Below are 26,224 nucleotides of genomic sequence, written 5' to 3' on the forward strand. Positions count from 1 at the left end.
TTAGTGGCGGTACTGCTGAATCCTCGTCGTGCGAAGACCCGCAAGTCCATGCTCGTCGATCGAAGCCTGCCACGAGAGGTATTCTTCGACGGTCAGCGTGTAGCGCTGACAGGCTTCTTCGAGACTGAGCAGTCCGCCCCGCACTGCTGCGACAACTTCGGCCTTCCGCCGGATCACCCAGCGTCTTGTCGACGCCGGCGGAAGATCATTTATCGTCAAGGGGCTACCATCGGGCCCGATTACATATTTGACGCGTGGTCGAATCTGCTCGGTCATTGTACTCACTACATAATCAAGACCAGTCACTATCGTCACACTAGGGAGACAGCTTTAAAAAACACCTAAGGGGCGAGTAGGCATTTGGTAACGGCTCCTCCAAGGCGTTCGGCGCCTCGTATGAACCGTCGTGTTTCCGGCAAACCCTCTGGAACAACAGGCGGGAACTGGCTATATGGCGCCCTTGCAACCGAAGTTGTGGCCATGAATTCGCTCGACATAGACAAAGCACCAGAAGATACGCGCGTCATCGTGGCGATGTCCGGCGGGGTCGACTCATCTGTAGTTGCGGGCCTGCTCCATGGCGATGGCTACGATGTCATCGGCATCACCCTGCAGCTTTACGACCACGGTGAAGCCGTCCGCAAGACCGGATCGTGCTGCGCGGGTCAGGATATCGACGACGCCCGGCGCGTCTGCGAGACGCTCGGCATTCCGCATTATGTGCTCGACTACGAAAGCCGGTTTCGCGAAGCCGTCATCGAGAACTTCGCCGAATCCTATCTCGCCGGCGAAACACCCATCCCCTGCGTCTCATGCAACCAGACCGTGAAGTTTGCGGATCTCCTGAAAACAGCCCGCGATCTCGACGCCGACGTACTGGCAACCGGCCATTACATACGCTCCCGAAGCGACGGAGGGCATCGCGCCCTTTATCGCCCGGCCGACGCCCATCGCGACCAGAGTTACTTCCTGTTCGCAACGACTCAGGAACAGGTCGATTTCCTCCGTTTTCCGCTCGGAGATCTGACCAAGGACGAAACGCGCGCGCTTGCCGATGAGATGGACCTTGTCGTCGCCGGCAAGCCCGATAGCCAGGATATTTGTTTTGTTCCACAGGGCAGTTATGCCGACGTCATCACCAGACTGCGTCCGAACGCGGCGCTCGCCGGCGACATCGTGCATCTAGATGGCCGCGTGTTGGGCCATCACGATGGTATTATCCATTATACGATCGGCCAGCGAAAGGGTCTTGGCGTGGCAACAGGCAATCCGCTTTACGTGGTGAAGCTCGATGCGCGACGTCGCCGCGTGATCGTAGGACCGCGCGAGGCGCTCGAGACGCGCCTCTTGCATCTGCGGGACATGAACTGGCTTGGCGCGACCCCGATGGCTTCGATAGAACAGAATGGCATCGAGGTGATGGCCCGTGTTCGCTCAACCGCGCAACCCGTCAAGGCTCGCCTTTTCGCCGGAAACGGCAGCGTCCAAGTCGAATTGATAGTCGGCGAAACGGGTGTAGCGCCGGGTCAGGCTTGTGTTCTTTATGACGGTGACGGTGCCGGCGCACGCGTTTTAGGCGGCGGGTTCATAGACCGCACTGAACGTGCGCTGGAAACCCAGCACATGCTCGAACGCCTGGAACGGGAAACCGCTCTGGCCGGGTGAGACCGCCGGGGCTACTCCGCCGCCGCCAGACGGGTCGGGCTCGCCAGCACGAAATCGCGGACCTCTCCGATTACACGATCCTGATCGTCCGGTGTAAGATATGGATGCATCGGCAGACAGAGGATCTGCCCGGGTTTCGAATCGGTCACCGGTAATCCTCCCGGAGCGACCGGATAGCGGACATACGCCTTCTGTTGGTGCAGCGGCTTTACGTAGTAGATGACCGAAGGAATCCCCTGCGATTTGAGGTGCGCCTGCAGGTCATCGCGCTCCGGTAGCTCGATCGCATATTGCGCCCAAGCCGAACGCGTTCCGTCGGGGTTAGAAGCCGCGACGACCAGATCCCCCAGACCTTCGTGATACCGCGCCGCCACCCGCTGGCGGGCGATCATCTCGTCTTCCAGAATTGCAAGCTTTTCTATGAGTACTGCCGCTTGGATCGTGTCCAGCCGCGACGTCAGGCCGATGCGGACGTTGTCGTACTGGCTCGCTCCCTTGCCGTGGAAAGCGACCGACCGCATGATGTCGGCGAGATCGCCATCATTGGTCATCACAGCACCGCCATCGCCGTAACAACCGAGCGGTTTGGCCGGGTAAAAGCTTGTCGAAGCGACATCGCCGAAACTGCCGCAACGCGCGCCATTCGCCGCGCCGCCGATCGATTGTGCGGCGTCGGAGATCACGAACAGTTCGTGCTTTGCGGCAATGCGGGAAATCGTGTCGTAATTCGCCGCGAGCCCGAACAGATCAACCGGGATAATTGCCTTTGGGCGCAGTCGCCCTTCATCCTCGACCATCCGGATGGCGGCCTCAAGCGAGACCACGTCCATGTTGTAGGTTTCCTGCTCGATATCGACGAATACCGGCTCGGCACCGGCAAGTGCGACCACTTCGGCCGTTGACGCGAAAGTGAAGCTCGGCACGAATACTGCATCGCCCGCGCCGACGCCCTTGGCCATGAGGGGAATCAGAAGGGCATCGGTGCCGCTTGCGCAGCCGATGACGTGCTCGACCCCGACATAGTCGGCAAGTTGCCGCTCGAAGGCGGCGACTTGGGGTCCAAGAATGAATGCGCCGCTCGAAACGACGTTGTCGATCGCGGACCTGATTTTGTCCTCAATGCGGGCGCGCTGGGCGCCGAGATCGATAAATTGCATGATTACCCCGGAATGAGCGTGCGGGCGCAATCCCGCGACGCAAGTGTCCTCTCGCCCTAAACGCCCGATACCCTGATCCCCCCACCAGGTAAAGCTGCGCGTCATCAAACCCGTCACAGCAGTGTAACGCGCGGTGATCGCGTCTGACAAACCGATTTCTCAGCCGCTTGCCGCTTCGAGAATGCGCAAAACCGCCACTCCCTGCCGACCGTCAGTAAAAGGTGTGCTCTTGGTTTCTATGCACCTGAGGAAGTGCTTGAGTTCGTCGGTCAAGGCGAGATTGGGCTGGACAGACACCAATTCCGGCTCGCTCAGCGAGAACGCTATGGCGTCTTCACCTCCGCCGATCCGGTGGCGGTATACGGCGAGTTTTCTCGGCCAGTCCTCGAGATCGTCCCAGACCGCCATGCCTTCGCTGCCGATGACCATGAAACGGCGCTCGCGGTAAGGGCTGTGTCGGGAGACATAGACATGCGCGCCGATGCCCCGGGCAAAATCCATATGCACATGCGCAAAATCGGTCGTTCCTATCGAAACCGCGCCCCCCACTCCCCTGACGTCGACCGGCTCGGCACCGGTGAGCGTCAAAATCAGCGACAAGTCGTGAGGCGCAAGGTCCCAGAGCGCGTCGAACCGTGAGTGAAATTTTCCGAAGCCGAGACGATGGCTCTGCAGGTAGCGGATATTGCCGAGCCCCCCCCCTTCGACCAGCTTTTGCAGTGCAACGAAGGCGTTGTGATAGCGCAGGATATGGCCGGTCATCAGCACCCGCCCGGCGGTCGCCGCCTCGTCGGCGACGCGCGCGCCATCCACCGAGGACAAGGCAAGCGGCTTCTCCACGAAAACGTGTTTGCCGTCGGCAATAGCCCGCGACGCAAACTCGGAATGAAGCTGCGCGGGCAGCGCCAGCACGACCGCATCTACTGTTTCGTCGGCGAATACGTCGTCCACTGGACACGCCTTGGCGCCGAATGGCTCCGCGACGGTAGCTGCGAGATCGAGATCGAGATCGGAAACGGCATGAAGGTGGCCGAGTTCACCGAGCGTGCGGACATGATTTCGGCCCCAGTATCCGCACCCGATCACAGCCAGTCTGGGAGGATTTGCTTCAGCCATTCGCGGATCCGTGCGGGGGGTGTGTTGTCACGAGCGGGTTAAAGCGGTTTCGACCCCGCAAGACAAGTCCGCGACACGCCTCACGCGGCTTGACATGCGGAAGGGCCGCACCTTATATCCGCGCGTCTTCGGAGACGGATCAATCGTCCCCATGGCGGAGTAGCTCAGTCGGTTAGAGCAGCGGAATCATAATCCGCGTGTCGGGGGTTCAAGTCCCTCCTCCGCTACCAAATCTTGAAGTTTCAGTTGCTAAAACCTCAAACGGTACGAGCATGCCACGTGGAACTCTTGGGGTTGGGTGAACTTGATTCTGGCGGCATGGAGCGGAGTACAATCAGCCACGCGGACCTCCACCTTAGTCTGAAACTTGCGGCGATCGGGCAACTGCTGGTCGGGTCCCGCAAAGATGCTCTCCAACCGCAGGTCGCCCGCTTCCCTGCATCGGAGACCTGAAACCTTAAAGCGTATTGCGATCTCTGACCGGAAGCGCGTGCGACCTTGAGCTGTCTCATCGCCATGTTCATGGATAGTGAATCGGCCGTTGCTGTTATGTCCCCAGATCTAAACGACGATCCTACGGCCGAAGACGTCCACGACGATCGCCTAATCCCGGAAGCCGGGCAAATGCTGCCGCTGTGTTAAGATCACACTTGGACTTTAACCAACCGGGAAGACTGTGCCATCAAGTCGAAACCATCCCAGATAACATCAAAATTCAACGCAGATCCGACCGGCACGAGGCGGTCGACTCCACTTACCAAAAGTTCACTTGCAATCCGCTTCAGGGCGTCAGCGTCAAACCCGAAATGGGTAACCGTTTGGTCCTTACGCCGGACGAATGCCGCTATCTCGCTTGCGTTATTGACGTGCTTAAAAAAGAGAAACCCGGCCCCGGGTTTTATCTCACGTATGTCGGGAAGGTCGCAAAGTTCCACGCTCGTCACGTGGGGGCTAGAATCGTGCACCCTTTCAACACCAAGATCGATTGCCGCCCGATTGGAGGCCGCAAACTTCTCCATCCTGGTTTGCGGCGCAATCGCGTAGGCACGGCTAGCCGCCTGCACGACCAGGCGCTGTGACAGATCCTTCGTGTTCTCCTTCGCAGCTTCCTTTTGTGATCCCAGCCAAAAAATGAGACGAGTGGACGAACACGCCATTTGGTCAAATTGATAAACATCGAAAAACATCGATGCGGCCAAGGCGTCGCGCTCCGTTTCGTTCGCCCGATCATAAGCCTGGCAGTCGAGAATGGAGAATGAGAACCTGTCTGAAAACGGAAGCGTCAGACAGTTCGGTTTGGCAGGCACGACCGACAAGGCGCGGATTTTAGCATCACCCCCCCAAATGAAGCGCAGGTCGGCGATCGAAAAAAGCGCGCGGTTCACATCACTTTCCGATGGGTACTGAACAAAAAGATTGGACTCCTCCAGGCCGCGGTCGGCCAACGCCGCCTGCAGGTGAACAATTGCCGTCTTGGTGTGCGCCCCCAGTCTCGCGGGGAGGCGGACGATATTCAAGTTTCCCATGAGAAACGAAATCGCCCACGAATAAATAAAGATGGTATCCACATTTTGCGGCGGCAGATGCACGGCACAGCCGCGTGGCGCGGCAATCGTGCCTTGAGGCAACCGTTTGTCGAAATCGGATGCCAATCGCGTCACAGCACTCCTTCGAAGCCAATAGGCGAGCGCTGTCCAAGGCGCCAATTTGGTGAGCGCTGCATCCTTCAAAATAGCTTTCGACAGCGCATTTAATACTTCGAACCGAGGCGGGGACAATACAGGATGAGGAGACTGGTCGCCGATTGATTTAATCAATATATCGACGGTTATCTGCCTGTCGGGAAACAGCGTGATGGCCTCCGACCGCTCAGCATTACTATGCAGCACTTTCATGTATTGGAGACCCATCAAGCCGCTAAACTGGCCGCGACGACATCGCTACAGCCACGCAACTCTGTCTTCGGCAAGCGGCCAATAACCCGCAGTGCTTTTCCCAGCCGACCATCAACACCTCGATCAATGTATTCGATGACACCCAAATCCTCGGTGAGAACGCTGTGACCCGGATATGATGTCGGAACAAGGCTTACCATCTGGATCAGGCCTTCTTTCCCGGGCGCAAGAGGCGCAAATGTCGCCGGATCGCGAATGATCACATCAGCTATGTTGGGCGGGTAGAGGAAGCCGTCGCTCGCTTCGAGGCAGATGGCGCCCATCTGCTCAACCATTCCGTAAAAATTATAGATCCGCGACAAACCGGAGGATTGATGAAATGATGCGCGAAATACATCGGGGCTAACAGCTTCGGATTGAAGTTTTTTCCAACCACCAGAATGCACCAGAACCCCGTTCGAAAGATCAAGTTTATCTTCCTGGGTGAAAGAATAAAGAAACTGCCATACTAGAAATGTGAAGCCAAATATCAGGATCGGCGTTCCCTGGTGTTTTGCGACCCAATCCCTGAGCGCCTCCCTCCGAAATTTCATGTCCCCATCCAGGAGAAAACAGTGATCGCGTCCAAAACGCATCATTCCCAACACGCCGGCACCTCGCGCGGACAAGAGCTTAGGGTCCCGAACAACCGTTTCACTGTCCACAACCAACATTGGTGGGCGTTTTCCCCCGACAACCGCTGAGATCGACGCATTAAGTGACCGGGCCTGTCGGCTGGTCGTTTCATGATCGATGGCGATTTTACTCAGCGATGAACCCGTCGTTCCGCTAGATGTCATGGTCATGCGGACCGCCTCATGCGGCACCGAGCTCAGGCGGTGTGACTTGAACAGCGAGACCGGCACAAAGGGGACGTCTTCAACCCGCGCTGCGCTGAAGCGATCCCACAAAGCGTTCGTGATGCGACCGTACTCTTTACAGTTTGCGCTATGATGTTTTGAAAGGTCATTGAGCCCTGACAGCAGGAGAGTTTCCTTATCCTGCTGTGGCACGGACCATTGTGAGGCCAGCATCAAGTCATTGAATTGCGTTAAGGCTGGCGAGTTTTGCACAGTCAGGCTTCCCATTCGCTTTACGCGGCACCGTCTCGATATTCTTCACAATGATAGTGCCAAGAGGTAAACGTAATTTCAGGCTCAACTCTTTAAGCTGGCTCTTGAATCGCGCGACGTCCTGAACCGGTCGAACATCCTCCACATAGAGATGGATTTGCTCACCGGCCGAGATCGCGTAGCAAGGCTGTCCGATTTCCTTCGAGGCCAGCGCCTCAACGTCATCGAGAGAAACCCGAACCCCTTGGACTTTCGCGAACCTAGCAATCCGTCCCCTGAGCGTCAAAAAGCCCTCCGGCGACAGGAAACCAAGGTCGCCGGTTTTCAAAATGCCGTTGAACTCGTCTCCTTTCGCCAGATCAGCGCGATTGGTCGCGTAGCCAAGCGCTACATTCGGGCCCTGATATACGACCTCACCCGTGCTCCCGGCTTTGCAGGGATAGCCGTCTGGATCGAGGATCGTAATTTCTCCACTCGGCATCGGCTTGCCAACGCTGTCAGAGTGATCGAAAAAATCGGGGCTGTCCAAGGTCGTCATACGGGGGCTCGCTTCCGTCTGCCCGTACATGACGAAAACGCCGCCATTGCGCTCTGTCAGATCCGAATGAATCCCTCGCAATGCATCGCGTCGACACGCACCGCCAGCCTGAATAACCGTATTGAGCGTCGGTAGGTTCAACCGCCTCAGGCCGAGTTTGGAAAGATATTCGCAATGGAAGGGCACACAGGGCAACAAAGTCGCTTTGTGGCGCCGCATCTGCTCCCAAAAAGCGGGTTCGACCACCGCTGCATCGGAGAGAACACACGTGCCTCCAGCTATTAATTGACTGTTGAGGACAGACAAACCGAATGAATAGTGCAATTTGAGATGGGCGAAGGAACAAACCTTCTCATCAAGACCCAGGACCCTGCCAATATCCGTCGCATTTGTCACCAGGTTACGACGTGTCAGCCTAACAAATTTCGGTGTACCGGTTGATCCGGACGTGGACAGCAGACAGGCAAGGTCCGGGTGTATGGATGTTGCTCCGGTATCATCGCCGTTGCGGATGGCTTGAGCCATGATCCCGGAGACCGAATGGACGCGAAGATTCTCAAACTCGAATTTTGCGATATCCTCAGCACAACCGACCACGCTTTCAGGTCGGTATCGATCAATCAGACTATGGAGAACCGCCCGGTCTGCTTCTGGATCGACCAGCGCAATCGGAACGCCAGACCGGAATGCCGCAATAATTATCAATGCGTGAGGCACACGGTTGCGTGTAAGGACAAAGTGAAGCGTCCGCTTTCTCCAATGCTCTAGCTGCGTGGCAGTGTCTTCGGCCGCTTGTGTCAACTCATTGAACCTGATGGATTGGCCGCTTGCTCCATCTACGAGCGCCAGGCCGCTACCTTCGCTGTATTGCCACTGATCCTTCATGCGGTTGCCCTCCAAACTGTCGTGCTTTTTTTCGGGGTTTGGTTGACATGCTCAGCTGTGGCCCGTGAGGGCTTAGAGAGCCATCATCCCATCGACGGCAACGACCTGCCCGTTGATGTATGAGCTCATGTCGCTCGCAAGAAACAGTGTCAGTTTTGCAACTTCCTCGGGTGTGCCTTCCCGTTTGAGGGCGATTTGCTGCCGCCGCTTTTCCCGCACATGATCGTCAAGACCGGCAATCATGTCAGTATCGATCAAGCCGGGCGCGATGCAATTGACGCGAATCCCGTTGGGACCCAACTCACGGGCCGCAGACTTGGTTGCCCCGATCAACGCGGCTTTGGCCGACGCATATGCAAATTGCCCCTCGGCTCCGTTTGTTGCCATGATCGACGTTGTGTTGATCATGCTTCCGCCGCCTTTGCGCATCATGAGACGGGCGCCAAGTTGCATCAATTGCATTGCAGAGACTGTATTGATGCGGAGCGTTGTCTCGATTTTTTCGAGCGTGAATGTCCCGATCACGCCATCAGCCAAGATACCGGCATTGTTTACAAGGATGTCGAGACGCTTATGCTGCGCAACCACCGCGCGGAAAATGGCATCCGGCGCCAGTGGATCGCTTAAATCCGCCTCGATGACGTGCGGCAACTTGCCAGTTATGTTTTCTATCTTGTCAGCGGCCGCCTGCAGAACGGGCCGGTCACGACCGACGACTGACACTTCAGCTCCGGCCTTCGCCAACAATAGGGCGGTTGACGCCCCTATCCCTCTCGTCGCGCCGGTGACTAGGGCAACACGGCCCGACAGATCAATTTCATACGCCATGTCTTATCAAGATAGCGCGGCCCTTGTCATAATCCGAGAAGTCAGTGATGTCATCCAGCTCCATCATGATATTGAAGTGCTCTTCGACCGCGGCAACGATGCGCATGTGGGCAAGCGAATCCCAACCAGGCGTTTCCGAATACATCAATTTATCTGCTGGATAGGTGTCGGGAAGCTCGAGCGCTTCCCGAATAATGTCTGCGAGCTTGGTGGTTGAAGTCGACATGATCACTCCGGAGGCGATCCCCCGAGATACGGGAAAGCCGTTTCAATTTCATTAAGCGGTGTCGATTTGCGAAGAGGCTTTGTACTCAAAACAATACGCCCGACAGCCATCGATCTGCTCACGCGGCTTAAGCAAGTTGAAAGACAAATCCTTCTACAATGCCAGCAATTGCGTCCGGGGGTGGGAGTACTGTTTCTTGGTTATCGTTTCCATTGACGAAACGCCCGACTACGAAGAAACGGCGCGCCTAGCGACAAAAGCATTCGATTCTCCGGGCGTCGTTTTTGATCCCGAGCACATGAAATGGCTTTATGAGGAATGCTTTCCAGGCGGGACAACCGTTGTGCAACTGACGGAAAAGGCGTCCGGGTGCAAAATCGGCCAACTCGCTATGGTGCACCAAACGGTCTGGGTGAATGGAACCCCGGAAAAGGCAGCTCAGCTCGTTGATCTGTTCCTTCTGAAAGAATGGCGAAATCTCGAACGGATGCGCATGCTTTTTGACGAGGTCGGTCGTCAGTTCGCCAAGCGCGGCATCAGGTTTGCATTCGGCATGCCCAACGTTCAGGCGATGCCTATCAATGAACGATTCTTTAAGCTCAAAGCTTTTCTGTCGCTGGATATCAAGTTGGGATTCGCGCTCCCTTTTCGTTCCAAAAGCGTACATATCCACGAGGCATTCCATAAACACCAAGCGGAACATTTCATATCAATATTCAACAGGTTTGCTACCGAGCATTCAGAAACAGGCCTGAGGTGGGATGGCGAATCTCTTTACGATCGGCTGTGCGGGTATAAATACAAATACGCGATACATGCCACTGATAGCCTATTACTGATATCATCTCCGCGCATTTCCCGTGGCATACCGTACACTCTTGCGGCTGCATATCTCTGCGCCCCCGGCAGCACATTTGAGAAAAAAGATATGAGTGCCGTGACACGCGCAGCGTGCGCGTTCTGGAAACGACCGATTTTCATCTATGCGGGTTTTAACCGGGCTATCCCGACGCCTCCAGGAATCCGTTTGCCAGAACGTTATCGTCCTTCCCCAATGCTTTTGCAGATGCGCGATTTTGTCCCGGAGCGAGGAAAACTGGATCTGGATCGCTTTCAACTAATCGACTTCGATTTCGCGTGAACCCAGGCAGGAGCGGTATGCATCCTTTGGTCAAACAGACCGTAATCTCGGCAGGCCTGGAAGCAATTGCACAGACCAGAGCTGGAGAATTTCTCCCCGGCGCCGCTGGTCGCGGAATTGTTTTCACTCTGCATCACGTTCGTCCGGCGTCAACTAGAGCATTCGAACCAAATCGGCTACTTTCGGTAACGCCGGATTTTCTTGATTCCGCGATTCGGGAAACATTGGATCAGGGTTACATTCCAGTCGCTCTCGAAGACCTTCAGAACGCAGTTTCGAATGCGCGAGAAAACGAAAAGTTTGTTGCCTTCACGCTTGACGATGGTTGCCGGGACAACGCAAGGCATGCCGCTCCGGTTTTCAGAAAGCACGCCGTTCCCTTCACACTGTTCATCACCAAAGGGCTGGTGGAGCGTACCCACACGATGTGGTGGGAAACTGCAGAAGCGTTGACCCGAAGCCGCGATGATTTCAGGTTTGACTTTGGCCAGGGCATCGAAACAGTCGATTGCCGAAGCAATGCACAAAAGCATCGGGCATTTATCCGACTGGCGCGATTTATCGAAACAGTTGACGAAGATTTCGCCGTTAGCAGACTGAATGCCGTTGCCAATTCTTCGGGAGTTGATCCGATTCAAATTGTCGAGGATGAAATATTGGACGCAGAATCGCTACGAGGATTGGGGTCGGATCCCTTAGCCGGATTTGGTGTCCATACGATCTCTCACTGCAACCTAGCTCGGGTCAATGATCAGCGGTTGCAGCGAGAAATCGTCGAGCCCATCGCCGCCCTCAAAGACTGGACTGGCAAGGAGCCAAAATCGATCGCATATCCTTATGGCTGGAAGCGGGCATGTGGCGAACGCGAGGCATCAGCGGCGCACCACGCCGGACTCTCGGCGGGCGTGACGACGCGGCCGGGTGTTATTCATGGTTCATGTGATGACAATTGGATGTTGTTGCCGCGCGTTTCACTAAACGGTCTCTACCAGAAGAAGCGCTATGTGAGAGCGCTGCTTAGCGGAATTCCTTTTAGATTTATGTGACGTTCCTTGGGCTTTCGTGAAAAGCGTAGAAATCAGGATCACTCTGTTTGGATCGGCTCCCAAGACGTTTTGGAGCTCATTTGGCTTACCCGCCCCGCGCAGAACCTTCGGTACCGGTCTTGGGAAATTGGTCGTGGAGCTCCCCATGATTAGCAGTTGACCGTTCAGGCGTTCGCCCAGGCGGGATAGGCATCCAGTCTTCGACTTCTGCACCGTGCCACTCGCCCTTGAGTTCATCGTCGGTCGCCCTGCCATCTTCCATTTGGATGTCGAGAATGGCGATGAGCCGGGCCAAGTGAATTGCCGGTTCGGCAACGACCCAAGCGAAATTTGGCGCTTCATTCGAACGCCTTGGATTGAGATACTTCCCGCCAACTGACACGATACTGAAGCCATGGCCTACATAATCACCGAACCCTGCATCGACGTGAAGGATGGCGATTGCACTCTCGCCTGTCCGGTCGACTGCATTTATGAGGGGGGACGGATGTTCTATATCCAGCCGGACGAATGCATCAATTGCGGGCTGTGCCTGTCCATCTGCCCGGTTGATGCGATCGTGTACGACATGGAACTCACCGACGAAATGCGACCCTTCGAGAAGATCAACCGTGAGTTTTTCGAAGAGGTGACCGGATGGGGAATGCCCGGCGGATGGGATGCGGCGCACACAACCTCGACCGATCATCCACGGGTCGCGGCCCATCCCAGACAGCCTGCAACTGCTGATGTCGGCTGACAATCATCGGAGGAACATGATGAGATCACGCCTTGAGGGCGTCATCGCCGCCGTCCCGACCCCCGTGGGCTGCGACGGCCAGCCGGACACGGAACGTTTCTTGCGGCACGCGGAGTGGGCGCTTGCCAATGGCTGCGACGGGTTGAACGTGCTGGGGACCACCGGCGAGGCAAACTCACTCTCACCCGCGCAGCGCGAGGCCGTCATGTCGGTCGCAGCGTCGAAGCTGGACCCTGCGCGCCTGATGGTGGGAACCGGGACGCCGGATCTGGAGACGACGATCGGATTAACGCGCAAGGCCGCCGAATTCGGCTTCGCCGCCGCGCTCGTCTTGCCGCCGTATTACTACAAGGGCGTCTCCGACGACGGCCTGTTCGCGTGGTTCGGCAAGGTCGTCGACGGCACCGGTGATGGGACCATTCCCGTTTATCTTTACAATTTCCCTCAGATGACTGGTATGAGCTTCACGCCGGAACTTGCTGAAAGGCTCGCGAACGCATTTCCTGATCGCATCGTCGGCGCCAAGGACAGCTCCGGTGATCTGGATTATGCGGCACGACTCGCGGCGATCGACGGATTCGGTGTATTTCCGAGCAACGAGGCCGCACTCGCAAATGCAGATCGCGACGGCTATCGGGGCTGCATCTCGGCCACAGTCAACGTTGCGCCACGCATATCGGCCGCGCTTTGGAAGGAGCAGAGCAACGCCGACCTTCTTCGCAGAGTTAAGGATGTGCGGGCAAGGATCTCCTCACAGCCCCTGATCCCCGCCGTGAAGTACCTGACCGGACAAATCCACGCCGACCCGGAATTCGAGCGCATTCTGCCGCCACATCTCGAACTGACCGCAAGCCAGAAATCGGCGCTGACCGACGTCGATCTCGCAGCAGCCTGAACGCATAACGAGGACAAGACCGAATGACACTGCACCAGAACTTCATCAACGGCGACTGGACTGGTACCGAGGCGGTTCCGAACTTCAATCCCTCCGATACCAACGACATCGTGGGCGAGTTCGCCCGGGGCGACGCCAATGATGTCGCAAATGCCGTTACCGCCGCGAGACAGGCATTTGTAAAATGGGCGCATTCCGGCCCGATGGAGCGTCATGCTGTCCTGCGCAAGGCCTCCGATGAGATCCTTACCCGCAAGGAGGAACTTGGCCGCCTGCTTGCCCGCGAAGAGGGAAAGACACTTGCCGAAGGCATCGGCGAAACAGTCCGCGCTGGCCAGGTATTCGACTTCTTCGCCGGCGAGGCGTTGCGTCTCGCTGGAGAGACCGTTCCGTCGATTCGTCCGGGCATCGAGGTGGACATTACCCGCGAACCGGTCGGCGTTGTAGGCATCATCACGCCGTGGAATTTTCCGATCGCCATTCCCGCCTGGAAGATCGCGCCGGCGCTCTGCTACGGCAATACGGTCGTCTTCAAGCCGGCTGATCTGACGCCCGGTTGCGCTTGGGCGATCGTCGATATCCTGAAGCGCGCGGGCCTGCCTGGAGGTGTGCTCAACCTCGTCATGGGCAAAGGATCCGTGGTCGGTCAGGCAATGCTGGATCATTCCGGAATCGACGCGATTACCTTCACCGGCTCGGTTGCAACCGGCAAGCGTGTCGCGGCACCCTGCGCAGAACAAATGCGCAAGGTTCAGCTTGAAATGGGCGGCAAGAACCCGCTGGTCGTGCTTGACGACGCCGATCTCGACACGGCGGTCGAATGTGCCGTCAACGGCGCCTTTTTCTCCACAGGCCAGCGCTGCACTGCATCGTCACGGCTGATCGTGACCGACGGCATTCACGACCACTTCGTGAAGAGCGTGACCACGCGGATGAAGGCGCTCGTCGTCGACAATGCGCTGAAGGAGGGTACGCATATCGGCCCGGTGGTCGACCAGAACCAGTTCGAGCAGGACGAAAAATACATCGCTATCGGCCGCGACGAGGGGGCCCATCTCGCCTTCGGCGGAGAGAGGTTGAACCGGGAGACCCCGGGCTTCTTTCTTCAGCCGGCGCTCTTTACCGAGGCGACGAACGAAATGAGGATTTCGCGCGAGGAAATTTTCGGGCCCGTCGCCTCCGTCATCCGGGTCGGTGATTACGAAGAAGCGCTTGCGGTCGCCAATGACACGCCATTCGGCCTGTCCGCAGGCATCTGCACGCAAAGCCTGAAACACGCATCGCATTTTAAGCGAAACAGCGAGGCAGGAATGGTCATGGTCAATCTGCCGACCGCCGGCGTCGATTTCCACGTTCCCTTCGGCGGGCGCAAGGGTTCGAGCTACGGGCCGCGCGAGCAAGGCCGCTATGCCAGGGAATTCTACACAACAGTGAAGACGGCCTACATTCAGCCCTGAGGGAAGCGTTCGCGGTAGTACCGGCGAATGAGGCCGGCCAGCAGATCGGCGTTGCCTCGCTGCTTTTCCAGTTCAGGCAGTGCCGACTTCGCCTGCGCCAACAGTTCGCCGCGGGCCGCATCAAAATCGAACGATGCGATGCGGCCGTTGCTGACGACATGCTTGCCGGCGATCACGAGGTCGCGGACGAAGCTTTTTGTCATGCGGGTCAGGATCATCGTTAACTCATCGACGTCATCGAACAGTGCGTCCCGGGTCATCTCGGCGTAATCGACGGTCACCACGTCGCCGCCCGTCGGGTGATTGACAACCGCCGCGCCATTCGTGGTCATGGCGTCAAATAGTTCGGCGGGCGTAACGGCGGGATCGATCTCCTTGCCTCCGTGAAGCAGCGAGGCGAGGCGCGCTTCACGCCAGATATCCTGGTCGTCGTCGAAACCGGTCCCGTCCAGCCCGACGGCCACGTTCACGCCGCTTCGCCGCAGTGCCTCCAGCGGCGCGATTCCGGAGCGCAGACGCAAATTGGCCGACGGATTGGTGACGACAGTCACCCCGCGTTCCGCCAGCAGGTCGCATTCGTCGGGCCGCAACTGCACGCCATGCGCGACAGCCAGTCGCGGCGACAGAAAGCCGATGCTGTCAAGATGGCGCACCACGCCATCCGGAAACCGCCGGTCGAGCCAGTGTCGCTGGCGCGGGCTTTCCAGCAGATGCATGTGAATGCGGCGGCCGCTCGCATGCGAGGCGTCCGCGATCTGCTCCAGCATCGCGTTGCTGGCCCATTGCGGGCCGATCGGACCGAACTGAACATCGACGCCAGTACCGTGATGTTTGCGGGCGACTTCCTCCACGGCCGCGATCTGATCGCCTACCGGACGATAGTCCGGCAACAGCCCAGAAATACGCTTCCACTCAGCGGCGCTAGCCAGACCTCTCAACTCCTCCACATCCCCGTAGATCCATGGAGAGCTGTCGAGAAGTGGACAGGAAAGCGCCAGGCGAATGCCGCTTTCCCGAGCGGCCCGGACCACCGCTTTCGCTTCCTCGAAAAGACGCTCCGCATGGAGAGAATTATGGCAGTGCATGGTCGCACAACACCCCGACTGAAGCATCCGGCCAAACGCGACCAGTGCCTCCATATAGGGATCGGTCGCCGGTCGCAGCCGGAGACTAGCGATCCACGGCTCGAGCGCGTCGTCCACGCATCCGAAGTCGAGCGTGCGAACTCCGTATCCATGATCATGTGCGTTCACCGGCGCCAGCATGGCGAGAAGGCCGGTCCCGCCGCTGCCGGACGTAGCTGCGACCTCGCTCCCGTCTATTTCCAGCGAAAGGTCCCGTGCCCCGCTCCGTCTGCCCGGCTGGGGGAACCACCGATCGACCTCCAGGCGAACCGTCATTGGCTGCGTGCTTGCCGGGCGATGCGTTCCTGCCATTCTTTGCCGAGTACCGCCAGCGCGCCGCTCAACTGATCAATCATCGCCGAGGCGGCATGTGTCAGTTGACGGCGGCGTGGTATCAGCAATCCCAGACGCAGGCCGCCGAGCCGCGACCCCTCCAGCGGCACTCCGACGATCGACCCCTTCTCCAGGCCGTCGGCCAGACCGATCGGCGTGTAGAAGGCGACGCCTGCTCCAGCCTCGACCATCGGCTTAAGCATCATCAAATTGTTTGACGCCACGAGCGTTCGCCCGGTGCGTTCAAGCACCGAGAGTTCCACTTCGATGAGCGAGCGAATCGGCTCGGTATCCATCTGCAGCAGAAGGTTGAACTGCGCGCACTGCGTGAGTGTCACTGTATTCAGCCGCGCAAGCGCATGATCCTTCGAAACCATCGCCATGAGTGGCATGGCGACGTCGGAAATGAATTCCGTGTCTTCAGGCCGGGCAAGATTAAAGGTGATACCGATATCGGCCTCGCCTTCCGCGACTTGCGTGGCAATGCGGCTATGAGGGCCGCTTTGAACGCGAAAATCGACGCTTGGGTTGGCCTGGTGAAACGCCAGGATTTGTTCAGGCAGAAACCGCACAAGAAGGCTGTCGAGCGGCGCGATGCGCACCACACCAGTCTTTTCGCCCCTTAGGCTCCCCAACTCGCTCTTGAGTAGCTCGAATTCCTGCAAGGTCGACTTGGCATGTCGGAGCGTAACGATGCCTGCCTGGGTCAAGCGCAATCCGTTTGGGAGGCGCTCGAACAATTGAACTCCTAGTTCATCTTCCAGCTTCTGGATCTGCCTGGAGACGGCTGAGCCTGCGACGTGCAGTTCCTCCGAAGCGGCGCGGATCGATCCGGCTCGCGCCACGGCGGCAAAATAGCGCAGAACGACGGCATGCATGCGCTCTTGATCTCCCTCGGCTTGGATAGCGCGTTCCGGAAATCAGACACCACGCCACTGCGGCGCACGCTTTTCATTGAAGGCGCGCACCCCCTCTTCACCATCTTCGCTTTTCAGCGCCCGCACAACCGCGGGGAGCTTCAACGCCTGCGCCTCGGCCGGAGAGAGGTGGGCTGTCCGGTTGACCGTCTGCTTGATCGCCCGCAGCGACAACGGCGCACAGGCAACGATATCGTCGACCCAGCCGTCAACGGTTCGATCCAGTTCCTCCAAGGGGACGACGTCGTTCACGATACCGAAGCTCTTCATCTCGATTGCGGAAAAGCGGCGACCGGACAGCATCACACCCATGGCGAGGTTGTGCGGCACCTTGCGCTGAAGCATGATCATGCCGCCATCGAGCGGCATCCTCCCGACACGCCCCTCCGGGAGCCCGAACTTGGCGTGCTCCGCTGCGATCACGATATCGCAGCCAAGTACCATCTCGAAACCGCCCCCGAGTGCGTAGCCGTTGACCCTTGCAACGAGGGGAATGTCGAGCGACCGCCGGAACGAGATGCTCCCGAACCCGTTGGGTCGGGATTCCGCCCAGTATTCCAGGCCGGACTTCTCGACGTCCTTCATATCCGCACCTACCGAGAACGCTTTTTCGCCGGCGCCCGTCAGGACCGCGCAACTAACATCGTCGCGACTTTCAAGGTCGCTCCAGATGCGCTCCAGTTCGCGTTCGCTTGCCGCGTCTATCGCGTTTAGGCGCTCGGGTCTCTGGAACGCGATGCGGGCAACCCGGTCCTTCACCTCGTATGTGACACTCACGCTGCGCCGACCTTTCGTTGAAGTTCCGCGTGGGGCTTCAGCACCTCATCGTTGTGCTCGCCGAGCCGCGGCGGCGGTTGGCGCACACCGAGCGGCGCGCCAGACATGGAAATCGGACTGCCAACAACACGCACCGGGCCGTTTTCCGTTCTGCCGGCTTCGATCACCATGCGATTTACGATCGTCTGCTCGTCCTCGAGCGCTTCGGCCAGTGTGCGAACCGGCGCGCATAGGATATCCACCGCTTCCAGCCGGGAGAGCCAGTAAGCGCTGTCCTTGATGGCGAAATGGCTGCGGAAAAGCTCCTGCAGTTCGGAACGGTGCTCCAACTGGCTATCGAAGTCGGCAAACCGGTCTTCCTTCGAGAGATCCTCTATCCCGAGCGCCTCGCAGATATCGCGCAACGGGTTTTCCTTGAAGGCGCCCACCATCACAATGGGGGTGTCGGTCGTCTTGAACACGCCGGTCAGCGGAAAGGCCGCCCAGTTGAGGTCCTTGCCGCGCATCATGTGCGCCGCCGCTTCCTGCATCTGCATGGCAATCATCGAGTCATAGAGACTGACCGAGACCATCTGCCCCTCGCCCGTTTTTTCGCGTTGCATGAGAGCAAGAAGTATTCCCTGAACGAGATGCATGCCGGCGGAATAGTCGCACAGCGCCGTCGGGTAGATGGATATCGGCAGATCGGGATCGGCCCTGCGGGCCATGACGCCGGTCATCGCCTGCGCAAGGATATCCTGCCCGCCCTTGTGCCGGTTCGGGCCGTCGAGACCGAAGCCGGTGCCTACGCCGTATATGATGCGCGGGTTGCGGGCCTTCAGATCCTCGTAGCCAAAGCCCATCCGCTCCATGACTCCCGGCCGGAAGTTGTTGACCACGACGTCAGCTGAATCGATCAGTTCGAGCACTTGCGCACGCGCCTCGTCCGACTTCAGATTGAGCGCAACGCTCTTTTTGTTGCGATTGAGGGACGAAAAGACCGGATTGTTCAGGCCGTCGGGATCGGAGCCGAGAGACCACCGGGACAGATCACCGATCTTTTCTTTTTCGATTTTGATGACCTCAGCACCGTAGTCGGCGAGCATTTGGGTGCAGCAGGGCCCAAGCATAACTTGCGTGAAGTCTATAACCCGGATTCCGTCGAGAGGAAGTATGGTCATTCGGCAGCCTCCAGCACCGCGGCGTTTTTCGAGGGTACGTCGCCCGGATCCGCCCCCTGGGCCCGCATCTGCGCCTGGATTTTGGCGACATCGGCTTCGCGAACGGTGACACCTGAATTCAGCGCCACGGTTGCCGCAACACCGGCTGCTTCACCCATCGCCATGCAGGGCGGGATTTCCCTGCTCGCTTTCTGCGCCTGGGGCGTAGCCGAATAATGCCGGCCGGCAACGAGAAGCTGGTCAACCTGCACCGGAAGCATGGCCCGGTACGGCGTGTAATAGTCCCGGCCCCGGCAGACGGTGTCGGAGAAGTGCCGGCGCGACATCACGTCTTCCTTGGTGACAACGTATTCGCCTTCAAGCATGCGTGTCTGGCGCACACCGGTCTGTGGCGCGAAATCGACGACATAGGCGTTCTCGAACCCCGGGAAGTTTTCCCGGGAAAACTTCATCAGTTCTTCCATTCGGCGCCGGCCCTCGAGTTCGGCGGCCGTTAGTCCGTCGACGTGAAGTCCGCTCAGCTTCGGCATATGCGGGCAGTTGAGCCAGATGATTCCGGGAAGCGGCGTCTTCAACCACCAGTAGTTCCAGCAGCCACCGATGATGCGCTTGGCTTCATGGTCGAGCTTGGCGAAAGTCTCCGGCTGTTCGAACTGGAACGCTTCGGCGCGGTCGGTGTCGATCCCGCCCCAGCGCGAGACGGTCGTCAGGATGAACGAGCTTTCCTGAAACTTCGCTCCCGCTCCGGCGGCCACATCGAGATCGCCGGTCGTGTCGATCACGACATCCCCGAGAATGGCCTGTCGGCCCTCCTTGGTTTCGCAGATCACGCCCTTGATGCGCCCATCTTCGACGATCGCCGAGGAGAACCAGCTGTGCAGCCGCAGCTTGACGCCCGCTTCGCCGGTCATCACGTATGAAGCGCGTTTGTAGCCGTCCGGATCGAATGCTGCAGAGAAGCACACTGGATGCGGCATTGACTGGGTGTGAAAGTCGAACAACCCCCAGCGCGACCATTTGCGCCACATGGCGTCCGTCTCACGCACGCCGGGCATGCGCTCCGCATCGGGCGGGGTCACGCACAACCCCCAGGAGCGCATGCGCTCGATCATTTCCATGCAGATGCCCTGGACGGTGATCTCGGTGTCATTGTGCATGTCATCCAGAACGAGCACCATGCCGCCGGACGCAAGTCCGCCGAGATAGGCATAGCGTTCAAGGAGGGTCACGCTGGCTCCGTTGCGCGCAGCCGACACCGCCGCGGAGATGCCTGCGGGTCCTCCGCCAACGACCACCACATCGGACCTGTCGGCGATCGGAACTTCGCGTGCGGCTTCGGCTATGGTCGATGTAACCATTGGAATTCTCCAGTTCTGTTGTTCTTTGCCGCTTGGACGGTCAGTGAACGCCCTGCGCCTTCCAGTGGATCACCCGCTTTTCGACAACGCTCACGATGGTGAAGAGGCTGACCGCGAGCAGGGCGGCGGTAAACACCGTTGCGTAGAGAAGCGGCGACCGGAAATTGTAGGTCGCTTCAATAATCAGAGCGCCAAGCCCGTAGTTGGAACCAATCCATTCAGCTACAATCGCACCGATGACGCACGTGGTGCTGGCGATCTTCAATGCGGCGAACAGAAATGGCAGCGAGCTCTGGATACGAACCTTCCAGAAAACCTCGGAACCCGATGCTGAAAGCACACGCATCAGTTCAAGCGTCGCTGGTTGCACTGCCTTTAGGCCGCGGACCATGTTCACAAGCGTCGGGAAGAAGCAGATCAGGGCGGCGATGACGATCTTTGGCGCGTATCCATTGCCGAGGATCAGCACCAGGATCGGCGCAACTGCGATGATGGGTATCGTATTGACAAAAACGGCGATCGGGTAGAACGCGCGCTCTGCGGTGCGGCTGTGCACGAAAAGGATGGCCAGCAGGATCGCAACAAGGTTGCCGAAAACGAAGCCAAGCGCCGCTTCGAACAGTGTCGGCCAGAAGTTGTTCCACAGAACCGTTGAGTTTTCGCGGAACGCATTTAGAACGTCGGCGGGCCCGGGCGCCATGTAGGTGGGCACCGAGAAACCCCAAACCACCAGTTGCCAGAGGCCGATCAGGCCGATCACCGCGAGCACAGCCGGGAGCTTGTCGGCAACCTTGTCGAGGATGTTGAACAGCGACCGGTCTGGAATGATCGCTGATTGATGCGTCACGTTGGCCATCAGCATTCCTCCAGCAACTGTCTGAGATGTGCGGTGATGCGCACGAATTCGATCGTGTCGCGCACCTTCAGTTGACGCGGATGGGGCAGATTGATCGGCATGAACTCCTTGACCCGGCCCGGATGCGAGGCGAGCACGAGAACGTGCTCGCCCAAGAATGCCGCCTCCGGAATGGAGTGGGTAACGAACACCACTGTCGTACCTGTTTCTTGCCAGATACGCAGAAGTTCTTCGTTCAGCTTGTCGCGCGTGATCTCGTCCAACGCTCCGAAGGGCTCGTCCATCAGAAGAATCTTGGGCTTCGTGACAAGCGCGCGGGCGATGGAAACACGTTGACGCATGCCGCCGGACAACTCGCTAGGCAGTGCGTTTTCACGTCCCTTCAGTCCCACCAGCTCGAGGAGGTTCGCCGGTTCGCCATGCGCGGCATGGGTACCGCCGACTTCCAGCGGCAGGCGCACATTGTCGATCGCGCTGCGCCAGGGAAGAAGCGTCGAGTCCTGAAACACGAACGAGAAATTCCGGTCCTGGCGCGCCTGCTGCGGCGACCGGCCGAGAACGGTGATCTCTCCGGCGCTGGTCGGCACCAAATCGGCGATCGCGCGCAGCAATGTGGATTTTCCGCAGCCGGAGGGGCCGAGCATGGTGACGAGAGAGCCCTCTGGAATATCAACGCTTACGCCGGCCAGCGCCGTAACCGCCGCGTCTCCCGCGCCGAAAGTGACGTCGATGTTGCGTACGGAGACGGCGGGTGCTGCCGTCGCCGCCGAGTTTCCGATCACGACGGGACTCTTTCGGAGCGCGGAGACCACCATTGGCTCATCCCACCTGCTTGCGAATATCGGCGGTGGCGTCGAGAATGTCGAACGTCACGACATCATCGACCGTGGGCACGTCTCCTTTGAACTGGTCAAGATCGGCATAGGCCTTTAGCTGGGCCTCCCAATTCTCCCGGTTCATCGTCGCCCATCCGTTCTCCTTCGTCGACTCCCCGAACGAAAAGTCCAGCACACCGCCGACGGCCTCCAACTCACTGGCCTTGTCGAGATTGGGATAGGTCTCAACAAGCAGGTCGACAGCCTCTTCCGGGTTTTCCTTCGCATACCCCCAGCCACGTGCCGAACCACGCAGGAACTTCTGCAGCGTTTCAGGGGTTTCGGACAGCGTCTTGTCGGTCGCAAAGTAGACGTTTGCGTAAAGCTGGATGCCCGTGTCCCACAACATCAGGTCGACGCGATCTTCTCCGAGAACCTTCAAGGCGTTGGTATTCGTCAGCCAACCGGTCACCGCGTCCGCCTGACCGGTGATCAACTGGTTCATGTCCGAACCCATATTGACGATCGTCACCTGATCTTCGGCGATGCCATTCTTGGCGAGAAGGGCGCGGAGCAAGATAAAGGCGGTCGGCTGTGTCGCAATCGTCTTGCCGATCATGTCCTTCGGCTCGCGGATCGCAGATTTTGCGAGCGAGAAATAGGTGAACGGGTGCTTTTGATAGCCCGCCGCGAACGCTTTGATTGGTATTCCGGCCGAGCGTGCGAGCATTACCGATGGACTTGAGGATGTCTGCCCAAGCGTGCTGCGTCCGGCCGCGACTCCGCCCACGCCATCGACGTTCGGTCCGCCGGGAGTGATCTCCAAGGCGACACCCTCCTCAGCGTAAAAGCCCTTCCTCTGCGCGACGACTTCGCCCAGAATGCCGTTTGAGGCGAGCCAGCCGAGTTGCATGCCGACTTTCTCCGGCGACTGGGCGCTGGCACGCGTTACGCTGATCAGGCTCTGTGTAGCCGCCGCCGCGCCGATGGCGGCGGCACCCTTCAGAAACTGGCGTCTGTTTTTGGAAATTAGCGGCATCTGACCTCTCCCCTTTTGACTCGAACATAGCCGGTTGTGTCCGGCATGCCCTCCGCTCGAAACAGGATGTCGTCTCGATGTGTTCTAATAAAGCAGAATGATTCGCATAGCCCATTGCCATTTAGGCAACACTGAGCCTGACTGTCTCGGCGCACCTGAGACGCCGGCCATAAGAATTGCGCGAACCCTCAAGCAAACAGACATCCGCAGCTTGTTTTCCCGTCCGCGGTTGCGCGCAAAACAGCTTTCAGGCCGCCCTTAGGGTTGCTTGCGTTCCCGCTGCACAACGACGCTGAGAAGCGCAAGCAACCCTGAGCCGAGCATCAGAAAAACCGACACCGCGTTCAAGACCGGGGTCGAGCCTACCTTCACCATCCGGTCGTACATGGTGATGGTGAGCGGAGCGTCTGACCCAACCAGCATCAGCGTCGTGTTGAAGTTTTCGAACGATACGAGAAACGCGACGACGAATGCCGAGAACATCGCCGGCGCGAGATATGGCAGCGTCACCGTTGCAAGGACACGCACGCGCGTCGCGCCGAGGTTGAGCGCCGCCTCCTCAAGGGCGATATCGAACTTGCGCAGCCGCGCCGCAATGACCAGCGAAGTAATCGTCGTCAGAAACGAAAACTGGCCGAGGATCACGAGAAAAAGGCCCGGACGCAACATGTCCCAGTCCCAACTCATGGTTTCTTCGACCCCGTTGGCGACGATCGAAGCGAATACGAGAATCGAGATTCCGAGGATCACGCCCGGGATGACCAGAGGAACGATCATGAGCACGTGCAAAGCGGCCTTGAACGGGAATTCCTTTCGCTCGAACAAAAATGCGTTGCACGTCCCTGCCGCGACCGACAGAGCCGAGACGATCAGGCCGACATAAAGAGAGACTTCCAGACCGCGCAGCAGGCGGCGGTCGTAGAACATCCCGAGCTTCGGCTCGGTGTCGTTGAAGAACCAGTCGAGCGTAAATCCGTTCCAGGGAAGCGAGGGAAACAGCGAATCGTTGAATGCGAAGACCCCGGCGGCCGTCAGTGGTGCCGCCAGATAGATGAAAAAGGCGAACATGTAGCCGCCATAAACCCACCGCAGAAAGGGAGACTGGGGAGCAGCGACGTTCATTGTCTACTCCTTGGCGACCGTGTTGGCGAGACTCTGACCGGTCAGCCGAAGGCCAAGCCAGACGACGAAAGACGTGAAACCGAGCAGCAGAACGCCGAATGTGGCGCCCGATTCCCAATTATAGCGCGTGATGAACTGGTCATAGATTTGCTCGGTGAACCAGCTGGAATTCTTGCCGCCGAGCAGGATCGGCGTCAGGTAGCTTCCCGCCGTAAGCATGAAGGTAATGATGCAACCGGCCACGATCCCCGGCATAGCATACGGAACCACAATCCGGCGAAAGACGGTGACACGGCTTCCGCCGAGATTGTAGCCTGCCTCGAGCAGCGAATTGTCCATGCCGTCAAGTGTCGAAAATAGCGGTACGATCATGAACAGCACGACGGTGTAAACAAGGCCGATCACCACGGTGACGTCATTGTAAAGCAGTTCCACCGGCCCGGAGATAAGTCCGGCCGTCTGCAACATGCCAGAAACGACCCCCGTCTCCCGCAACAACACGATCCATCCGAAAGCTCGCACGAGATCAGAAACCCAAAGCGGTATCAGGCACAGCAGGAACAGCGCTGCGCGTGACCGCTGCTGGGCGATCTTCGCGATGTAATAAGCGACAGGAAACCCGACCAATAACGCCAGCGCAGTGACCAGAATTGACATCCACGCGGTGCGAAGGAGCGTGTTCCAGTAGATCGGCTCGTTGATGAAATCGATATAGTTCGCAAGCCCGAGTTCGTATTCGCGCGGTCCCACCTTCTCGCGCAGCGAGATGTAGCCGATCCCCAGTTGCGGGAGAACGATCAACAACCCGATCCATAAAACGAAGGGAGTCATGAGAAGGATCAGGGACAGTTTGCTGGCGTCGGAACGAAACATGCGGACGGCCTACCTTGCCGCTGCGAAGCAACGGCCACGCTCCCGTGCCCAGCCGATTTCCACGTCGTCGCCGGCTGACAAGCCGCCGCCGCCGTCCATGACCGGATAGTTCACCTCAATGAGTTCGCCGTCCGCGATCCGCACAAGAATTCGGCTGTTCGCACCGTTGAACAACAGGCTGTCCACCTTTCCGCGCAGGCTGTTTCCGTTCTCGGGTACCCCCAGTTCGATTGCCTCCGGCCGCACGAAAACATCCACTTCGACACCTTCTGCGACATCCTCCCCGCTCGCGGCTGCTACGATCTCGCCAGCTGCGGTCTGCACCTTTGCGGCGCCGTCAGCGATGGAGACGACCCTGCCCTTCCAGCGATTGGTATCGCCTACAAAGCCAGCGACAAAACCCGATGCCGGAGAGTGATAGAGTTCCTGCGGCGTGCCAATCTGTTCGAAGCGCCCGGCGTTCATGACCGCAACGTTGTCGGACATTACGAGCGCTTCCGACTGGTCGTGCGTAATGTAAAGGAATGTCGTGTCGAACTGGTGCTGCAGCAGCTTCAGTTCGATCTTCATGCGCTCCCGTAATTTGAGGTCCAGCGCGCCCAGCGGCTCGTCCAGCAGCAGGACATCGGGCTCCAGGACCATGCACCGGGCGATCGCGATCCGCTGCTTTTGCCCTCCCGAAAGCTGCGCAACTTCCTTTTCCTCCACCCCTGGCAATCCGATGCGTTCCAGAACGGCGGCGACCTTGTGGGCGATATCCGCCTTCGGCTCCCCCCGGCACCGCAGACCATAGGCGATATTCTCGCCGACATTCATCATCGGGAACAGGGCCAGATGCTGGAACACCATCTTCACGTTGCGCTTGTTCGGAGGCGTAGCGAGGACGGAGTTGCCCTTGATCTTGATATCGCCCTTACTCGGATTCTCGAATCCGGCGATCATCCGCATCAGGGTCGTCTTCCCGCAACCTGAAGGCCCGAGGATAGAAAAGAAGGATCCGCTCGGAACGGCGAACGAAACGTCGTTGACCGCTGTGAAATTTCCGAACCGTTTGGTCAGACCGTCGCATTGTAAATCGTCCATGAAATGCCCGTGTCATCGCCCAATCGGGCACCTGCGCGTCGTATGCGGAATTGGGGGAGCCTGAGCT

At 58.5% G+C, this 26,224-nt stretch carries 25 protein-coding genes and 1 tRNA gene; 7 read left to right on the forward strand and 19 right to left on the reverse strand.

Going from position 1 to position 26,224, the window contains the following annotated elements:
- Positions 1–276 (reverse strand): CtrA inhibitor SciP, encoded by a 276-nt coding sequence (sciP, locus tag LC298_RS11870; RefSeq protein ID WP_131567411.1) that lies wholly within the window; start codon positions 274–276, stop codon positions 1–3.
- 204 nt (positions 277–480) lie between these two features.
- Here sciP and mnmA point away from each other — a divergent pair, with 204 nt between their 5' ends.
- Entirely contained in the window at positions 481–1,665 is a 1,185-nt protein-coding gene (mnmA, locus tag LC298_RS11875) for a tRNA 2-thiouridine(34) synthase MnmA (RefSeq protein ID WP_131567412.1), read from the forward strand.
- Positions 1,666–1,676: 11 nt separating this feature from the next.
- Here mnmA and LC298_RS11880 read toward each other — a convergent pair whose 3' ends face one another.
- Together LC298_RS11880 and LC298_RS11885 are read right to left on the reverse strand one after the other, a co-directional pair.
- Positions 1,677–2,822, reverse strand: a complete 1,146-nt coding sequence (locus LC298_RS11880; protein ID WP_131567414.1) for a DegT/DnrJ/EryC1/StrS family aminotransferase — start codon at positions 2,820–2,822, stop codon at positions 1,677–1,679.
- A 159-nt stretch (positions 2,823–2,981) separates the two neighbouring features.
- Entirely contained in the window at positions 2,982–3,938 is a 957-nt protein-coding gene (locus tag LC298_RS11885) for a Gfo/Idh/MocA family protein (protein ID WP_131567416.1), read from the reverse strand.
- 153 nt (positions 3,939–4,091) lie between these two features.
- On the opposite strand from LC298_RS11885, the gene LC298_RS11890 reads away from it, so the two are divergent.
- A tRNA-Met gene (locus LC298_RS11890) sits at positions 4,092–4,168 on the forward strand.
- 414 nt (positions 4,169–4,582) lie between these two features.
- Here the strand turns inward: LC298_RS11890 and LC298_RS11895 are convergent.
- From LC298_RS11895 to LC298_RS11915, 5 genes are all read right to left on the reverse strand, one after another.
- On the reverse strand, positions 4,583–5,833 hold the full coding sequence (locus LC298_RS11895) for an acyl-CoA reductase (RefSeq protein WP_158284729.1): 1,251 nt from the start codon (positions 5,831–5,833) through the stop codon (positions 4,583–4,585).
- A 14-nt stretch (positions 5,834–5,847) separates the two neighbouring features.
- Positions 5,848–6,945 (reverse strand): LuxE/PaaK family acyltransferase, encoded by a 1,098-nt coding sequence (locus LC298_RS11900; protein WP_199223232.1) that lies wholly within the window; start codon positions 6,943–6,945, stop codon positions 5,848–5,850.
- Entirely contained in the window at positions 6,911–8,368 is a 1,458-nt protein-coding gene (locus LC298_RS11905; protein WP_131567420.1) for an AMP-binding protein, read from the reverse strand. The genes LC298_RS11900 and LC298_RS11905 overlap by 35 nt, the downstream gene beginning before the upstream one ends.
- 72 nt (positions 8,369–8,440) lie before the next feature.
- Complete coding sequence (locus LC298_RS11910; protein ID WP_131567422.1) at positions 8,441–9,196, reverse strand: SDR family NAD(P)-dependent oxidoreductase; 756 nt, start codon at positions 9,194–9,196, stop codon at positions 8,441–8,443.
- On the reverse strand, positions 9,186–9,422 hold the full coding sequence (locus tag LC298_RS11915; RefSeq protein ID WP_131567423.1) for an acyl carrier protein: 237 nt from the start codon (positions 9,420–9,422) through the stop codon (positions 9,186–9,188). The genes LC298_RS11910 and LC298_RS11915 overlap by 11 nt, the downstream gene beginning before the upstream one ends.
- Positions 9,423–9,618: 196 nt before the next feature.
- Here LC298_RS11915 and LC298_RS11920 point away from each other — a divergent pair, with 196 nt between their 5' ends.
- From LC298_RS11920 to LC298_RS11940, 5 genes are all read left to right on the forward strand, one after another.
- On the forward strand, positions 9,619–10,563 hold the full coding sequence (locus LC298_RS11920) for a hypothetical protein (RefSeq protein ID WP_131567425.1): 945 nt from the start codon (positions 9,619–9,621) through the stop codon (positions 10,561–10,563).
- A gap of 17 nt (positions 10,564–10,580) precedes the next feature.
- Complete coding sequence (locus LC298_RS11925; RefSeq protein ID WP_131567427.1) at positions 10,581–11,609, forward strand: polysaccharide deacetylase family protein; 1,029 nt, start codon at positions 10,581–10,583, stop codon at positions 11,607–11,609.
- A 394-nt stretch (positions 11,610–12,003) separates the two neighbouring features.
- The gene (gene fdxA, locus LC298_RS11930; RefSeq protein ID WP_131567429.1) at positions 12,004–12,348 is read left to right on the forward strand and encodes a ferredoxin; all 345 of its coding nucleotides are present in this window, start codon (positions 12,004–12,006) and stop codon (positions 12,346–12,348) included.
- Between the two features lie 16 nt (positions 12,349–12,364).
- Entirely contained in the window at positions 12,365–13,243 is an 879-nt protein-coding gene (locus LC298_RS11935) for a dihydrodipicolinate synthase family protein (RefSeq protein ID WP_131567431.1), read from the forward strand.
- 23 nt (positions 13,244–13,266) lie between these two features.
- On the forward strand, positions 13,267–14,700 hold the full coding sequence (locus tag LC298_RS11940) for an aldehyde dehydrogenase family protein (RefSeq protein WP_131567433.1): 1,434 nt from the start codon (positions 13,267–13,269) through the stop codon (positions 14,698–14,700).
- Here LC298_RS11940 and LC298_RS11945 read toward each other — a convergent pair.
- From LC298_RS11945 to LC298_RS11995, 11 genes are all read right to left on the reverse strand, one after another.
- Positions 14,691–16,100 (reverse strand): amidohydrolase family protein, encoded by a 1,410-nt coding sequence (locus LC298_RS11945; protein ID WP_131567435.1) that lies wholly within the window; start codon positions 16,098–16,100, stop codon positions 14,691–14,693. The genes LC298_RS11940 and LC298_RS11945 overlap by 10 nt on opposite strands.
- Complete coding sequence (locus LC298_RS11950; RefSeq protein ID WP_131567437.1) at positions 16,097–17,035, reverse strand: LysR family transcriptional regulator; 939 nt, start codon at positions 17,033–17,035, stop codon at positions 16,097–16,099. Before LC298_RS11950 ends, LC298_RS11945 begins: the two co-directional genes overlap by 4 nt.
- Before the next feature lie 42 nt (positions 17,036–17,077).
- Positions 17,078–17,851 carry an enoyl-CoA hydratase-related protein gene (locus LC298_RS11955; protein ID WP_131567439.1) on the reverse strand — a complete coding sequence of 258 codons (774 nt, stop codon included), beginning with the start codon at positions 17,849–17,851 and terminating at the stop codon, positions 17,078–17,080.
- Complete coding sequence (locus tag LC298_RS11960) at positions 17,848–19,011, reverse strand: CaiB/BaiF CoA transferase family protein (RefSeq protein ID WP_131567440.1); 1,164 nt, start codon at positions 19,009–19,011, stop codon at positions 17,848–17,850. The genes LC298_RS11955 and LC298_RS11960 overlap by 4 nt, the downstream gene beginning before the upstream one ends.
- Positions 19,008–20,369, reverse strand: a complete 1,362-nt coding sequence (locus LC298_RS11965; RefSeq protein WP_131567442.1) for an FAD-dependent oxidoreductase — start codon at positions 20,367–20,369, stop codon at positions 19,008–19,010. The genes LC298_RS11960 and LC298_RS11965 overlap by 4 nt, the downstream gene beginning before the upstream one ends.
- Before the next feature lie 40 nt (positions 20,370–20,409).
- Entirely contained in the window at positions 20,410–21,225 is an 816-nt protein-coding gene (locus tag LC298_RS11970) for an ABC transporter permease (RefSeq protein WP_131567444.1), read from the reverse strand.
- A complete protein-coding gene (locus LC298_RS11975) occupies positions 21,225–22,040 on the reverse strand; it encodes an ABC transporter ATP-binding protein (RefSeq protein ID WP_131567445.1) in 816 nt (271 codons plus the stop codon). The genes LC298_RS11970 and LC298_RS11975 overlap by 1 nt, the downstream gene beginning before the upstream one ends.
- A 4-nt stretch (positions 22,041–22,044) precedes the next feature.
- Positions 22,045–23,079 (reverse strand): ABC transporter substrate-binding protein, encoded by a 1,035-nt coding sequence (locus tag LC298_RS11980; RefSeq protein ID WP_131567447.1) that lies wholly within the window; start codon positions 23,077–23,079, stop codon positions 22,045–22,047.
- A gap of 258 nt (positions 23,080–23,337) precedes the next feature.
- Entirely contained in the window at positions 23,338–24,201 is an 864-nt protein-coding gene (locus tag LC298_RS11985) for an ABC transporter permease (protein WP_131567449.1), read from the reverse strand.
- 3 nt (positions 24,202–24,204) lie between these two features.
- The gene (locus tag LC298_RS11990; RefSeq protein WP_131567451.1) at positions 24,205–25,074 is read right to left on the reverse strand and encodes an ABC transporter permease; all 870 of its coding nucleotides are present in this window, start codon (positions 25,072–25,074) and stop codon (positions 24,205–24,207) included.
- 9 nt (positions 25,075–25,083) lie between these two features.
- A complete protein-coding gene (locus LC298_RS11995; RefSeq protein ID WP_131567452.1) occupies positions 25,084–26,157 on the reverse strand; it encodes an ABC transporter ATP-binding protein in 1,074 nt (357 codons plus the stop codon).
- Between the last annotated feature and the right edge of the window lie 67 nt (positions 26,158–26,224).

Source organism: Oricola cellulosilytica, assembly GCF_019966575.1.
Taxonomy (GTDB): Bacteria; Pseudomonadota; Alphaproteobacteria; order Rhizobiales; family Rhizobiaceae; genus Oricola; species Oricola cellulosilytica.